11 protein-coding genes are annotated in these 12977 nt (G+C 62.3%); 5 read left to right on the top strand and 6 right to left on the bottom strand.

Features of this window, described 5'->3' with window-relative positions; all coding sequences use genetic code 11:
• Window positions 1–78: 78 nt before the first annotated feature.
• The 4 genes from F3J24_RS15405 to F3J24_RS15390 form a co-directional block, all read right to left on the bottom strand.
• The gene (locus F3J24_RS15405; RefSeq protein ID WP_167008033.1) at window positions 79–858 is read right to left on the bottom strand and encodes an abortive infection protein; all 780 of its coding nucleotides are present in this window, start codon (window positions 856–858) and stop codon (window positions 79–81) included.
• Between the two features lie 22 nt (window positions 859–880).
• Window positions 881–2290 carry an aminopeptidase P N-terminal domain-containing protein gene (locus F3J24_RS15400; RefSeq protein ID WP_003060382.1) on the bottom strand — a complete coding sequence of 470 codons (1410 nt, stop codon included), beginning with the start codon at window positions 2288–2290 and terminating at the stop codon, window positions 881–883.
• A 27-nt stretch (window positions 2291–2317) separates the two neighbouring features.
• On the bottom strand, window positions 2318–3154 hold the full coding sequence (locus F3J24_RS15395) for a sulfite exporter TauE/SafE family protein (RefSeq protein ID WP_167008030.1): 837 nt from the start codon (window positions 3152–3154) through the stop codon (window positions 2318–2320).
• Between the two features lie 175 nt (window positions 3155–3329).
• The gene (locus tag F3J24_RS15390; RefSeq protein ID WP_167008027.1) at window positions 3330–4097 is read right to left on the bottom strand and encodes a nucleotidyltransferase family protein; all 768 of its coding nucleotides are present in this window, start codon (window positions 4095–4097) and stop codon (window positions 3330–3332) included.
• A 153-nt stretch (window positions 4098–4250) separates the two neighbouring features.
• On the opposite strand from F3J24_RS15390, the gene tkt reads away from it, so the two are divergent.
• The 3 genes from tkt to F3J24_RS15375 all read left to right on the top strand — a co-directional run bounded on the left by tkt (window position 4251) and on the right by F3J24_RS15375 (window position 9152).
• On the top strand, window positions 4251–6299 hold the full coding sequence (tkt, locus tag F3J24_RS15385; protein ID WP_167008024.1) for a transketolase: 2049 nt from the start codon (window positions 4251–4253) through the stop codon (window positions 6297–6299).
• 141 nt (window positions 6300–6440) lie between these two features.
• Window positions 6441–7439: a type I glyceraldehyde-3-phosphate dehydrogenase gene (gene gap, locus F3J24_RS15380; protein WP_003060372.1), complete on the top strand. Its 999-nt coding sequence runs from the start codon at window positions 6441–6443 to the stop codon at window positions 7437–7439.
• Window positions 7440–7649: 210 nt separating this feature from the next.
• Entirely contained in the window at window positions 7650–9152 is a 1503-nt protein-coding gene (locus F3J24_RS15375) for a rhomboid family intramembrane serine protease (RefSeq protein ID WP_167008021.1), read from the top strand.
• Window positions 9153–9169: 17 nt separating this feature from the next.
• On the opposite strand, the gene F3J24_RS15370 is transcribed toward F3J24_RS15375, so the two are convergent.
• Window positions 9170–10489, bottom strand: coding sequence for a hypothetical protein (locus F3J24_RS15370; RefSeq protein WP_167008018.1), 1320 nt, complete (start codon window positions 10487–10489; stop codon window positions 9170–9172).
• Window positions 10490–10804: 315 nt separating this feature from the next.
• Between F3J24_RS15370 and F3J24_RS15365 the strand changes: the two genes are divergently transcribed.
• Window positions 10805–11221, top strand: coding sequence for an OsmC family protein (locus F3J24_RS15365; protein ID WP_167008015.1), 417 nt, complete (start codon window positions 10805–10807; stop codon window positions 11219–11221).
• A gap of 53 nt (window positions 11222–11274) precedes the next feature.
• Here F3J24_RS15365 and F3J24_RS15360 read toward each other — a convergent pair whose 3' ends face one another.
• A complete protein-coding gene (locus tag F3J24_RS15360; RefSeq protein WP_003060364.1) occupies window positions 11275–11556 on the bottom strand; it encodes a hypothetical protein in 282 nt (93 codons plus the stop codon).
• A 232-nt stretch (window positions 11557–11788) separates the two neighbouring features.
• On the opposite strand from F3J24_RS15360, the gene F3J24_RS15355 reads away from it, so the two are divergent.
• Complete coding sequence (locus tag F3J24_RS15355) at window positions 11789–12721, top strand: pirin family protein (RefSeq protein ID WP_167008012.1); 933 nt, start codon at window positions 11789–11791, stop codon at window positions 12719–12721.
• The last annotated feature ends 256 nt before the right edge of the window (window positions 12722–12977 follow it).

Genomic DNA, 12977 nt, shown 5'->3' with positions numbered 1-12977 from the left:
GCAGGCCTTGTGCAGCGCATCAATGAGCGCGTCGAAACAGTTTTGCCCGGCAGGTTCAAATGTGCTGGCGTGCTGGCCTCAGATCAGGCCGTGCGAGAGCAGATAGGTCACCACATGCGTGAGCATGGCGGCCTCAAGCCCGTAGCGCCAGAACATGACGCCGGCCAGCAGCCCATAGACGCTTTCGCACATCAGCAGTTGCAGCACGAGAGGCGCCGACAGCTCACCGGCCACACCCCAGTTCAGAAACACCGGAATGCAGCCCGACAACAGGGCAGCCAGCGCGATCGCCGACCAGCCCAGCCGCCAATCCGGGCGCTGCCTGGAGCTGCCGAAGAGCGTCCACAGCAGCCACATCACGCCCGTCAGCATGCCCAATCTCAGCAGCAGCTCTTCGGTGATCGCACCATAGAGCAGCTTGGGCCATAGCGGCAGGCCGTAGACCGGGTCCACAAAAGGCATGCTTTCGGGCCAGACCACGGCCAGCGTCACCAGCCAGGCCGCGCCGATCACACCGCCTGCCACGCCGGGCAGGCTCAGCACACGAATGCCGCGCCAGGGCACACGCCCCTCGGCCAGGGCATGAATCAAGGGAGCACTCAGGCCCAGCTTCGGGCCCAGCCGGACCCCGAGGCCCACGCTCAGCGCCAGCAAGGCACTCAGCCCCGCCGTCACCGCCCAGCTGCCCGCGATCTCCAGACCGTCTCCGGTCAGAAAGCCCAACCAGGCCGGCGGCACCGTCCAGGCCAGCGCCACCACCCCGGGCAGACCCAGCAGCCACAGCAGCAAGCCCATGCGCGCGGCAGGCAGAGGCCTGGCTGCAGCGCCATGGGACAGGTGGTTGAAGGTCTGCGGCATGCTGAACTCTGGCGCCCGTCGCTCAGTCACGCATTAGGGCTTCGATCTCGTCAGGCTTGACGGGCACGCCGCGGGTGATGAGCTCGCAGCCGGTCTCGGTGACGATGGCATCGTCCTCGATGCGGATACCGATGTTGTGGAACTTCTCGGGCACGCCGGGTGCCGGTCGCACATAGATGCCCGGCTCTATCGTCGTGACCATGCCGGGGCGCAGGATACGGCTGGGGCGATTGGCAATGGTTTCGCCCGAGATCGGGTCCTTGCGTTCGCTGACCACGCCCAGCTCGCTGGGCTCCACATAGCTGCCGCAGTCATGCACATCCATGCCCAGCCAGTGGCCGGTGCGGTGCATGTAGAACTGGAAGTAGGCGCGCGACTCGATCACATCCTCAGCCGTGCCGTACTTCGTACGGTCCAGCAGCCCGAGGTCCAGCATGCCCTGGGCCAGCACGGCCACGGTGGCGTCATGCGGGTCGTTGAAACGCTTGCCGGCTCTGGTGACGGCGACCGCAGCCTCCTGGCTGGCGAGCACCAGCTCGTACAGCGCGCGCTGCGCCCCGCTGAACTTGCCGTCGGCCGGGAAGGTGCGCGTGATGTCGCTGGCATAGCCGTCCAGCTCGCAGCCTGCATCGATGAGCACCAGCTCGCCCGCGCGTACCGGTGCCTTATCGGCCTGATAGTGCAGCACGCAGGCATTGGCGCCGGCAGCCACGATGGAACCATACGCCACATACTGCGAGCCATGCTGGCGGAACTCGTGCAGCAGCTCGGCGTCCAGATGGTATTCGCGCACCTCCTCGCCATTGCGCAGCATGCGGGCCGAGCGCTGCATGGCGCGCACATGGGCCTGGGCACTGATCTGCGCGGCACGGCGCATGATGTCCTGCTCGTGCGCGTCCTTGACCAGACGCATCTCGTCCAGCAGCGCACAGGCATCGCCCTGCTGCGTGGGGCAGATCACGCCAAAGCGCGAGCGGGCGCGCACCTGACCCAGCCAGCCTTCGACCTGTTCGGCCAGGCCCTTGTGCGTGGCGAAGGGGAACCAGACACGCTCGCGGTTTTCCAGCAGGCGCGGCAGACGGGAGTCGATCTCGTCGCTGGAGAAGGCCTGAGCCACGCCCAGCTTGGCCTTGGCCGCCTCGGGGCCCAGGCGATAGCCGGTCCAGACCTCGCGCTCCAGATCCTTGGGCTGGCAGAACAGCACGCTCTTGCCATCGCTGGTCAGCACCAGGCAGGCATTGGGCTCGGAAAAGCCGGTGAGGTAGTAGAAGTAGCTGTCGTGGCGATACAGATACTCGGTATCGCGGTTGCGATGCAGCTCGGGAGCCGTGGGAATGATGGCGACACCGCCGTCGCCCAACTGGGCGGCCAAGCGTGCGCGGCGTTGGGCATATACAGAAGTCATGGGCATATCGTAATGCTGGCCGGACATCTGTACATCAGCTTACATCTGCAGATGTCAGCTATTTCGACACAGCCCTGGCTCCGCGTCGCCCAAAAGCGGGGCCGTCAGCAGCGCCGTCGCATCATCGGGCACCAGGGCCTCGGGCTGGCTCGCGCGCCAGCCCGACCAGAGCAGGCTTGCGCCCGACAGGATCAACAGACCGCAGACCAGCCATTCCACCAGTCTTCTGGGCCAGGCGGGCGGATGTCTGGCACTCCACCAGGTCACGCCCGTGACGACAGGAAAAGCCAGCGCCGTCCAGCCCATGACGGCCCAGTTCAGCTGGCCCTCCACCGCCACCATGGCGGCGCGCAGCAGGGAGCAGGAGATAAACATGGCAAACAGGCAGTGACGCACCAGCATGCGGTCCAGCGGCTGGCGGTAGAGGTGATAGACCATGGGCGGGCCGGGTGTTGCAAACAAGCCACCGAGCAGCCCCGAGGACACGCCAGCCACCCATAGGGAGACAGGGCCTGAAGGCCGCTCCAGCGCCTTCTTCTGCATCAGCAGCAGCATGGCGCAAAGCACAATCACCAGTCCCAGCAGCATGCGCAGGCCATTGAGCGTATTGCCGCTGAGCCAGTGCAGCAGCAGCACCCCGCCGACCACGCCCAGCACGCTGCTGATGAGCATGGGCTTGAGCATGGCCCAGTCAGGCTCGAAGCGGTAGGCACGCATATAGCTGACGCCGTTGATGATGGACAGCAGACAGGCCACATTGGCCGCATCGGCAATATTCATCAGGCCCGTAGCACCTGCCACGCCGACAAAGATCAGCCCGAACGCGAAGCCCGTGAGGTTCTGGCAGAACGCGGCCAATCCCACCAGAGCCATGAAGAAAACGATTTGCATGCACTCACCCGATGACGGCCCCAGGAGAATGCGCAAAGATGCATCCGGGAGTGCCTGTCTGAAGAGCAAAGGAGCTTAGCAGACGCTGGCGATGAACTTGCGATGGCAAATAATCTTGCCCAGCGGCGTAGTTGACGCAGGCATCAGTGCCGAGTCCGTGCGACGGCGCTCCAGCTTAGCGCTGATTGAGCTGGGCCAGTCGCTCGGGCGTTCCGACATCGACCCAGCGGCCGGTGTAGAGCGATGCCCCCACCCGGCCTTGCTGCATGGCGCGGCGCAGCAGCGGGGCCAGCGGGGCACGCAGGCCATCGGGGTTTCCGGGCTGCACATCGAACCACGGTGATGCAAACAACTCGGCTTTCAACAGCGCAATCGTGCTGTAGGTGTAGCGTGGCCGCTCGTCGTCGGCAGGCAAATCCAGTGCCTTGCCGTCCTCGCCCAAACCAAAGTCGCCACGCAGATTGTGTTCAGGATTGGGCACCAGCCACAGGTGAGCCAGATCATCGCTTTGGGCAAACGCCTGGGCATCCTGCACCGCAAAGCTGAAATCCGGCGCATAGACATCGCCTGCGGCCAGCCAGAAAACCCGGCCCAGCTGCGGCAAGGCACGGCTGATGCCGCCTGCGGTTTCAAAGGCTTTCTCGGGCTCCGCCGAATAGGCAAGCGATAGCTTCGCGCTTGCGCCTTCATCGGGCTGCAGCACGAATTCATCGCCGAAATACGCGGGAATCTGTGCCCCCAGCCAGCCGGTATTGATGACGGCACGCGGCACGCCGGCATCCAGCAGCGCCTGCATGTGCAACTGCAGCAGCGGCACGCCCTGCACCTTGAGCAGCGGCTTGGGCATGACATCGGTCAGCGGCCTCATGCGCTCGCCCCGGCCTGCGGCCAGCAGCATTGCAGGGGGTTGCACCAGGAGGGAAGCAGCGTTTTCTACAGTCATTGCAATCAGCTTTTCAACATGGTTTGAGGTGTGCAGGACACCTGTTTCTGGGGTTGCACTGTAGAGCATTGACCCGCATCCCGCCTGCGAAAATTGGGCCTCCATTAAAATGACGGGCTTAGCAGAATTACCCCTCCTTTTCGGAGCGCCCTGATGGCCAACACTCAAAATATGGCGAATGCAATCCGTGCACTCGCAATGGATGCCGTTCAACAAGCCAATTCCGGCCACCCCGGTGCCCCCATGGGCATGGCCGACATGGCCGTAGCGCTGTGGAGCCGCCACCTCCAGCACAACCCCGTGAACCCTCACTGGGCCAATCGCGACCGCTTCATTCTGTCGAACGGTCACGGCTCCATGCTGATCTATGCGCTGCTGCACCTGAGCGGCTACGACCTGCCCATCGAAGAGCTGAAGAACTTCCGTCAGCTGCACAGCAAGACTGCCGGCCACCCCGAAGTGGGCATCACCCCCGGCGTGGAAACCACCACCGGCCCTCTGGGCCAGGGCATCACCAATGCCGTGGGCTTTGCACTGGCTGAAAAGCTGCTGGCTGCCGAGTTCAACAAGGACAAGCACGAGATCGTCGACCACCACACCTACGTGTTCCTGGGCGATGGCTGCCTGATGGAAGGCATCTCGCATGAAGCCGCCGCCCTGGCCGGTGCCTGGAAGCTGAACAAGCTGATCGCCCTGTACGACGACAACGGCATCTCCATCGACGGCAAGGTGACCCCCTGGTTCATCGACAACACGCCCGAGCGCTTCGAAGCCTACGGCTGGAACGTGATCCGCGCCGTGGACGGCCACAATGTGGACGCCCTGGACAAGGCCATCGCCGCCGCCAAGAAGAGTGCCGACAAGCCCACGCTGATCTGCTGCAAGACCCATATCGGCAAGGGCTCGCCCAACCGTCAGGACACGGCCAAGGCCCACGGCGAACCTCTGGGCGCCGAAGAGATCGCCCTGACCCGCGCAGCTCTGGGCTGGACTTACGGCCCCTTCGAGATCCCTGCCGACGTCTACACCGACTGGAACGCCAAGGATCTGGGCACCAAGGCCGAAGCCGCCTGGAACGAGAAGTTCGCTGCCTACACGGCCGCCTTCCCCGAGCAAGCCGCCGAGTTCACGCGCCGCATGGCTGGCGATCTGCCCGCCAACTTCGGTGAAATCGCCGCCAAGATCGCATCCGACGCCCATGACGCCGGCGCCACCGTGGCCAGCCGCAAGGCCAGCCAGCTGGCCCTGGAAGGCCTGACAGCCGCTCTGCCCGAGCTGCTGGGCGGCTCTGCCGACCTGACCGGCTCCAACCTGACCAACACCAAGTCCACCCCCTCTTTCCGCGTGGACGACAAGGGTGCCGTGGTCAAGACCGAAGAAGGCCAGATCGGCCGCCACATCAACTACGGTGTGCGCGAGTTCGGCATGGCCGCCATCATGAACGGTGTGGCGCTGCACGGCGGCTTCATCCCCTACGGCGGCACCTTCCTGACCTTCTCCGACTACAGCCGCAACGCCATCCGCATGGCGGCTTTGATGAAGCAGCGCGTGATCCACGTCTTCACGCACGACTCCATCGGTCTGGGCGAAGACGGCCCTACCCACCAGTCCATCGAGCACGCAGCCTCCCTGCGCCTGATCCCCGGTCTGGACGTGTGGCGCCCCGCTGACACCACCGAGACCGCCGTGGCCTGGACCGTGGCCCTGAGCCAGAAGAACAAGCCCACAGCCATGCTGCTGAGCCGCCAGAACCTGGCTTACTCGCCCAAGAGCGAAGACGCGCTGGACGACATCGCCTGCGGCGCCTATGTGCTCTCCGAGCCCAAGGATGTGGGCCTAAAGGGCAAGAAGGCTCAGGCCGTGATCATCGCCACCGGCTCCGAAGTGCAGCTGGCTCTGGCTGCCCAGAAGCAACTGGCCGAACGCAAGATCGCCGTGCGCGTGGTCTCCATGCCCAGCACCACGACCTTCGACAAGCAGGATGTGAAGTACAAGAAGGCCGTGCTGCCCGCCGGCCTGCCCCGCATCGCCGTGGAAATGGGCGTGACCGACTTCTGGTGGAAGTACGGCTGCGCCGCCGTGGTCGGTATCGACACCTACGGTGAGTCCGCCCCCGCAGGCGTGCTGTTCAAGCACTTCGGCTTCACCGCCGAGAATGTGGCCGACACCGTGCAGGTCGCCCTGCAGAACGCTGGCAAGTAAGCGCAAAAGGGGCCTCGTGCCCCTTTTTTCCGGCTGAAGTTTGCTCACCCGCAGTCCTCAGCCATCCGGACCAGGCCCTGGGTGCCGAGTCCGGGCACAATCCGCTCCGGTTTTTCATTACTCACTATCTACGAGGCAACTATGACGATCAAGGTTGGTATCAACGGCTTCGGCCGCATTGGCCGCAACGTGCTGCGTTCCGCAGTGCAAAACTTCTCCGACATCGAAATCGTCGGCATCAACGACCTGCTGGAGCCCGACTACCTGGCTTACATGCTGAAGTACGACAGCGTGCACGGTCGTTTCGACGGTGAAGTTTCTGTCGAAGGCAACACCCTGGTCGTCAACGGCAAGAAGATCCGCCTGACGCAAGAGCGCGATCCCGCCAACCTGAAGTGGAACGAAGTCGGCGCCGACATCGTGATCGAGTCCACCGGCCTGTTCCTGACCAAGGAAACCGCCCAGAAGCACATCGACGCCGGTGCCAAGAAGGTCATCCTGTCCGCTCCTTCCAAAGACGACACCCCCATGTTCGTGTTCGGCGTGAACCACGGCACCTATAAGGGCGAGGCCATCATCTCCAATGCTTCTTGCACCACCAACTGCCTGGCTCCCGTAGCCAAGGTACTGAACGACAAGTGGGGCATCAAGCGCGGCCTGATGACCACCGTGCACGCAGCGACTGCCACGCAAAAGACCGTGGACGGCCCTTCCAACAAGGACTGGCGCGGCGGCCGCGGCATTCTGGAAAACATCATTCCCTCCAGCACTGGCGCTGCCAAGGCCGTGGGCGTGGTGATCCCCGAGCTGAACAAGAAGCTGACCGGCATGTCCTTCCGCGTGCCCACTTCCGACGTGTCCGTGGTTGACCTGACCGTGGAGCTGAACAGCGAAGCCACCTACGAAGAAATCTGCGCCGAAATGAAGGCCCAGTCCCAAGGCGCTCTGAAGGGCGTGCTGGGTTACACCGAAGACAAGGTCGTCGCCACCGACTTCCGCGGCGAGACCTGCACCTCCGTGTTCGATGCCGAAGCCGGTATCGCCCTGGACAAGACCTTTGTGAAGGTCGTGTCCTGGTACGACAACGAGTGGGGCTATTCCAACAAGTGCCTGGAAATGGTGCGCGTGGTGGCCAAGTAATCCTCAAGGATTACCTGCCAAAAAAGGCTCAATCGCTTACCAGATAAGCGATGAAAGCTATCAAAAAGCCAGCATGGGACGCCATGCTGGCTTTTTTTCGTCCCGCAAGACTGGAGCCGGCCCAAGCATGTCTCGGATACATTTGTAACACGCAGCTGCAACCGGCGCTCAGGAGCGTGAAGCACTGCCCCTTCCTCGGACAAGGCCGCCATGTTTATTGCGATTCCTCTTGAGAACAAGCCTTCCTGGCGCTCGCCGCCCTGGATGACGGTGCTGCTCATCATCATCAACTGCGTGATCTTCTGGGGCTGGCAGGCACCCGAGGAGCATGCCGTCGAAAAAGCGGCCCAGCAATATGCCCAGACCGCTTTGCCGACGCTGGAGCTGCCACCGTTCCTGACCTATCTGGAGGAACAAGCCGCCCAGGGCAGCAAGCGCTTCGACCAGCACACGCTGCAGACCGTGCGAAAGCTCTATCAGCACAAGGCCTATGCCCAGCTCTATGCGCTGCTGTGGCAGGAGAAGAAATTCCGCCAGCGCCTGCTGGACGGCCAGGTGATTACCGCCAGCCACCCGCGCCATGCGCAGTGGCAGGCTGCACGTGCCGCCTTCGCGCCCCACGAGCCGCGCGGCAGCTTTACCGAGCGCTGGTCCATGAGCTATGAGAATGGCGCCGGCTGGCAGCCCCTGCAGGCCTTCACCTCCATCTTCCTGCATGGCAGCACCAGTCATCTGCTGGGCAATATGGTGTTTCTGTTCCTGTTCGGCTTCACCCTGGAGCTGGCTTTGGGGGCCTTCACCTATCTGGCCTTCTACGTCATCGGCGGCATCGGCGCCTCGCTGTTCGCGCTGATGTTCTATGCCGGCATGGGCGGTTACGGCCTGGGGGCATCGGGGGCAATTTCGGCCCTGATGGCCATGTATGCGGTGATGTACCGCATGCGGCGCATACGCTTCTTCTACATGCTGCTGTTCTACTTCAACTACGCAAGCTGGCCGGCCCTGATCATGCTGCCGGTCTGGATGGGCGTGGAGCTGCTGCAGCATCTGCTGGGCGGCAAGCAGGTGGCCTATATGGCCCATTTTGGCGGTCTGCTGACGGGCGCTCTGCTGATGTGGGGCTATATGCGTCTGCAGACCGTCGCGGCGCCGGTCAACGAAGAAGAGCAGGCTCTGGCCGCCGCCCGGCCGCTGGCCGAGGCCATGGCCCGTGCCCAGCGCCATACCGATGCGCTGGAATTTGACCGAGCCGCTCCGGCCTGGCGCGAAGCGGCACGTCTGGCCCCCTCGGACCCGGCCATCCTGCGGGCCTGGTTTGAAAGCTCGCGCCATCAGCCCGCCAGCGAGGACTTTCATGCTGCGGCACGACGCATCTTCAAGCTGCCGGCCACCACGGACGCAGAGCGCCAGCTGCAGCTGGCCAGCTATCGCAGCTATCAGCAGCGCGCCCAGCCAGGCATGCGCATGAGCGCGGACACCATGCATGGCCTGGTGCGCAGTTTCGTGCGCCTGGGGGCCCTGCCCGAGGCCGAAAAACTATGCCGCTCCCTGCACAAGCTGGCAGACCATCCCCAATGGCCGGCAAGCTTGCTGCTGCTGGTCAACGGCATGGCCCAGGCCGGACGCATTCAGGATGCCAAAGTCTGGCTGCCTGTGCTGCAGCAATCGGCCCCCGAGGAAGCTCTCACGCGCTGGCTGGCACAACAACGCTAGCCAGTGCCTTGTCGCGCTCAGGTCTTGGCCTCCAGCTCCTGCAGCTCATCACGCAACACCCACTGCGCTTCCTGGGTGCTCGCGTGCTCAGGAAAGTGCTGCTTCATGCGCATGTACACCGACACGCCCTGCATGGGCTGCTCCAAGCCCTGCTTGTAAGCGCGCACCACCAGCTCCAGCATGGGCGGAATCAAAGTACTGCCGACAAAGCGCTTTTCAAAATCCTTGGCCAGTATCAACACATACCTGGGCTTGCCGGCCTTCCAGGCCTGCTGTGCCAGCTCGTAACTAAGCTGCGCCGAGTCAGGCTTGAAGTCCGGCTTGCGCTTGACGCAGCTCACCCAGGCTTCCAGGGCCTCGCTGGCGCGCTGCTGGGCGAGCAGCATGGGAATGAAACGCTGGCCCAGCTCCGCCAGGGCATCCGCGCGCTCGGTCAGTTTGAGTACCCGGAAGTAACGGCGGCAATCGGGCAGGCTCTCATAGTCCTCCCGCTGCCATTCGCGGGCCTGGTTAACAGCCTCGTCCATCTTGTTGTCCTGCACCAGTCTGGCCACCAGTGCATCGCGACGCTTGGCCTCCAGGGCCGCAGGGTCGATCTGCACGGTCGCAGGCCCCTCGGGCGCTTGCACGGGATCGATATCCAGAGCCGCATGGTGCTGGTACATGACGTAGCCGATCATGGCCGCCATCACCCAGCTGAAATAAATCATCACAAAGCTCACCAGGGGCAGCACCAATCCGGGCGCCGCGACCTTGAGCAGCATCGCCAGGACCATGGGCGAGCCCTGCTGCAGCAGAAACAGGAAAAAGCACAGCAGCAGATAGGACTTGCCGATACCGAAAATCGTCGCCAGCAGCTCGAACGGATTAACAGCCGAGCTCAGGCTGTTGGTGTTGATCAGCACCATCCAGGTCGCAGGAATCAGGAAGGCCACCAGCAGATTGGCAATCACTCCCAAGGTCAGGCTGCGGGTGGCCATAAAGCCCACAAAGATTCCAAAAACGACGAGGACCCCGAAAAACTTCCAGGGTAGCCATTTCCAGTCTTCATCGACCTGACTGGACCGAAAATCGGAACTATGGGTAATTCCACGCGAGGCGAGCGCCGAAACCTTGAATGCATAGCGACTTACGGCCAGCATCAAACCCAGGCCCACGAACAGAACCCCCACCCACCCGAACATCAGCCCATAACTGCATGCCGACAGCAGCAATGCATAGAGCAAAGGTTCGGTCTGCAGGGGAAACAGGAAGAAGCTATTGAGCTTTTGCCAGAACGGAGGGATTTTCCACTCGGAAGAATCACCTTTTTGGTGAACACCACGTATCGAATTCAATGCCTGTTCTCCCACTCTCGGTTTGATGAATCATTTGCAAGCCCGCTTGCAATGACCGAATCCGCTCTGGTATTGCCCGATTTTTCTTTGAAATCGAATCATTGCGGAATTCTGCGGTAGAAATTCGCCCTGAATTCAAATACCGATAAACCACCGGCATATTGTTTTTTCTCTTGCCAGAAACCCCGTAAATGCTTTTGCAGCCAAGCCAGCCTGCCAAACCGCCTTGAACCGTGGATTCAACCGATAACGGATAGGACTGCAAGGATTGCAGGCAGCGCTTAAAGTGGTCCAGGTTTTATGGAGAAGCAGCGAATGATTCACAGCGCACACGCACAAAGCAGTCTCACCCCGTACCGCATCACCCTGACCGATGCCCAAGGCCATGTCTGGCATGCCGATGAACCCGTGAATGATGGCGGCACCGACTCCGCCCCCAACCCCATGCAGCTGATGCTCTCGGCCCTGGGAGCCTGCACGGCCATCACCTTGCATATGTACGCGGGTCGCAAGCAGTGGCCGCTAAGCCATGTCGATGTGGATCTGCAACTCAATCCCGATGGCAAGCCTGCGGATGCCAACCAGATCACGCGCAGCATCACCCTGCATGGCGAACTGGACGACGAGCAGCGTCAGCGCCTGCTGCAGATTGCCAATGCCTGCCCCGTGCACAAGCTGCTGGAAGGCCAGGTTTCCATTCCCACCGCCTTGACCGAAGCCGCGAAGGCATGAAAAAAGCCCTGCAGTCACCTGCAGGGCCTCGGTCGCTGGCGCGTGTAACTTGATTACACCGATACTTCCAGCGCGCCCACTTCCACATAGTGCTCGAACTCGCGTTTGGCCAGCGATGCGGTTTCGGGCTGCTGGTCCTCAGGGTCGACCCAGGACAGCACGTAGCTGGCGATGGCGGTATCGACCTTCATCTCTATGCCCATGGGAATCTGCTCGGACGGGCCATCTCCGACACGGTGCTCCACCTTGCCTGTGACACGGGCGGCAAAGTGTTCGGGATACAGCTGGATCTCGACTGCCGAGATCTGGTTGCCTTGAGTGCTGTGTTCGTTCATGTTGATTCCTCCTGCAGTTGTTAGGTCGCTGCGCACGAAAGCGCCGCGTGAAAGCCACTGCTAGCGGCCTACGCCTTTAAGTTAGCTGACTCCGGGCGGAGTCCTTGTCAGCCGATTGGCTGAATCCTCACAGTGATGTAACTGCGTGCAAGGCGCTGCTGCATTCTGCCGTCGGATTGCGCGAATACTGCATATCCCTGACACTCGAATCCCCTCGCCGTCAGGATTTGTCATGAGTGAATCAAAGAACTTACAACGTCTTCCCACGCGCATAGCCGATGTCGGCGGCATCCCCATCCACCGTGCCATTCCGCAGGCGGCATTACGCAAGGTAGGGGCCTGGTGCTTCCTCGATCACGCCGGCCCGGCCCTTCCACCTCCTCCCGGAATGCAGGTCGCCCCCCATCCCCATATCGGCTTGCAAACTTTCACCTGGATGATCGAGGGCGAGGTATTGCACCGCGACAGCCTGGGCAGCGAGCAGATCATCCGCCCCGGCCAGGTCAATCTGATGACGGCCGGCCACGGCATTGCCCATTCCGAAGAAGCTCAGACACTGGGCGTGCATGCGGCCCAGTTGTGGATTGCCCTGCCCGACAGCCATCGCGATATAGCGCCCCGTTTCCAGCATTACCCCGACCTGCCCAGGACCGAGATCGGCGACTTTGCCGTGACCGTGCTGGCCGGGGAAGCCCTTGGCCTGACGGCCCCCGCAGAAGTCCATTCCCCGCTGATGGGCGTGGACCTGCTGGCCTGCGGCACGGCCAGCCAGTCCCTCGCGACCATGCCTCTGCGCGCCGACTTTGAACATGCGGTGATGAGCCTGTCAGGCGAAGTCAAGGTGGAAGGCCAGGTGCTGCCCTCCCAAGAGCTGATCTATCTGCCCGTCGGCACCCGGGAGGTGCAGCTGGAGTGCTCGCCCGGCAGCCGCCTCATCATCATCGGCGGCGAACCCATGGATGAGGCCATCTTGCTGTGGTGGAACTTTGTGGCCCGCACCACCGAAGAAATGCAACAAGCCCAAAAGCAGTGGGAGGCCGAGGCCACCACGGATGCAGAACTCGTCAACGGCCAGCCACGCCGTTTCGGCAAGCCCGTGGCCTCGGCACTGAAGTCCCTGCACTCTCCGTCGCTGGCAGGCGTCAGTCTGCGCGCCTCCAGATAGGCCTCTGGCCTCCGATTCAATTCGCACCAATTTGGTGCGAATTGAATTTTCCACACAAACAAATAGAACCATCTTTGCGAGTTTTGATGACTTTTGAAAGCATTTAGGCGCAACACATCTTTTCCAAGAGATCACAGCCCCGACGTTATGCATGAAACGTTTGGACTCATGCACACCTAGCTTTCATAATCCAGCCAACGCCCTGGCCACGAGATTGCGACCGCCGCTCTTTCGTCCGGGGCGTTGCCACGTCCTG

It is taken from the genome of Comamonas sp. Tr-654 (genome assembly GCF_011752915.1).
Lineage (GTDB): Bacteria > Pseudomonadota > Gammaproteobacteria > Burkholderiales > Burkholderiaceae_C > Comamonas.
The sequence above is the reverse complement of the archived record's forward strand: the minus strand, read 5'-3'. Positions and strand labels throughout refer to the sequence as shown.